1 protein-coding gene is annotated in these 1,523 nt (G+C 57.7%); it reads right to left on the bottom strand.

Annotated elements, in window-relative coordinates:
- Positions 1 to 116 precede the first annotated feature (116 nt).
- Positions 117 to 1,484: a bifunctional UDP-N-acetylglucosamine diphosphorylase/glucosamine-1-phosphate N-acetyltransferase GlmU gene (gene glmU, locus D8U69_RS01480; protein ID WP_082557575.1), complete on the bottom strand. Its 1,368-nt coding sequence runs from the start codon at positions 1,482 to 1,484 to the stop codon at positions 117 to 119.
- Between the last annotated feature and the right edge of the window lie 39 nt (positions 1,485 to 1,523).

Below are 1,523 nucleotides of genomic sequence, written 5' to 3'. Positions count from 1 at the left end.
TTTTAGCGAAAAACATCTCGCGAAAGCTTGACCGTGAACAGAGTATCTACAGGTTACTCACAACACTGTAGGAGCGAGACTTGCCCGCGAAGGCGTTTTCACGAGTTGTGGGTAACTCAGCTTTTCTTCACTTTCTCCGGCCGTTTCCAGCCATCAATGTTCTTCTGACGGGCACGGCCAACGGCCAGCTGAGATTTATCCACAGTCGACGTAATGGTCGAACCTGCCGCTGTGGTCGCGCCATCGAGGATATCCACAGGTGCCACCAACGAATTGTTGGAACCGATGAACACGTCCTCACCCAACACGGTTTTCCACTTGTTGGCGCCATCGTAGTTGCAGGTGATGGTGCCTGCGCCGATGTTGGTGCGCGCACCGACTTCCGCGTCGCCCAGGTAGGTCAGGTGACCGGCCTTGGCGCCTTCACCCAAGTGTGCATTTTTCAATTCGACAAAGTTACCCACATGCGCCCGCGCTTCCAGCACGGTACCCGGGCGTAAACGCGCAAACGGGCCGGCGTCGCTGCCTTCACCGAGAGTTGCGCCTTCGATATGGCTGTTGGCCTTGATCACCACGCCTTTGCGCAGGGTGCTGTCCTTGATGACGCAGTTCGGGCCGATCACCACGTCGTCTTCGATGACGACTTTGCCTTCGAGAATCACGTTGATGTCGATCAGCACATCCCGGCCCACGGTCACTTCACCGCGAACATCGAAACGTGCGGGGTCGCGCAACGTCACGCCTTGGGCCATCAAACGGCGACCGGCGCGCAGCTGATAGTGACGCTCCAGTTCGGAAAGCTGCTTGCGGTCGTTGGCGCCCTGCACTTCCATCGCGTCGTGGGGTTGCTCGGTGGCTACGACCAGGCCATCGCTGACTGCCATTTCGATCACATCGGTCAGGTAATACTCGCCCTGAACGTTGTTATTCGACAGACGCCCAGTCCAGTCGGCCAAGCGATCCGCTGGGACCGCAAGGATACCGGTGTTGCCTTCGTTGATGGCGCGTTGAGCTTCGGTGGCGTCCTTGTGCTCGACGATGGCAGCAACCTTGCCGTCAGTGTCACGAACGATTCGGCCGTATCCAGTTGCGTCGTCCAGTTCGACGGTGAGCAGACCCATTTGTCCTGGCACGACAAGCTTGAGCAAACGCTGCAGGGTTTCAACTTCAATCAATGGCACATCACCGTAGAGAACCAGCACGGTGTCTGACTCAATGAACGGTACAGCCTGGGCCACGGCATGGCCGGTCCCGAGTTGTTTGTCCTGAAGGACGAAATTCAGATCGTCAGCGGCTAAACGTTCACGCACAGCATCGGCACCATGGCCGATCACCACGTGGATGCGCTGTGGATCAAGTTGTCGGGCGCTGTGGATAACATGGCCAAGCATCGAGTTGCCGGCAATCGGGTGCAAGACTTTCGGCAAGGCCGAACGCATACGCGTGCCTTGGCCAGCAGCGAGAATAACGATTTCAAGAGACATGACTGGCTACCAATCCTGGGTGGTCAGCGGCTGCGACCA

The organism is Pseudomonas sp. Sample_16, from assembly GCF_004307665.1.
Taxonomy (GTDB): Bacteria; Pseudomonadota; Gammaproteobacteria; order Pseudomonadales; family Pseudomonadaceae; genus Aquipseudomonas.
This window is presented reverse-complemented; position numbering and strand designations above follow the sequence as displayed.

Coding starts and splice junctions, on each gene's coding strand:
- glmU (WP_082557575.1), bottom strand. CDS start 1,484: ATGTCTCTTGAAATCGTTATTCTCGCTGCTGGCCAAGGCACGCGTATG.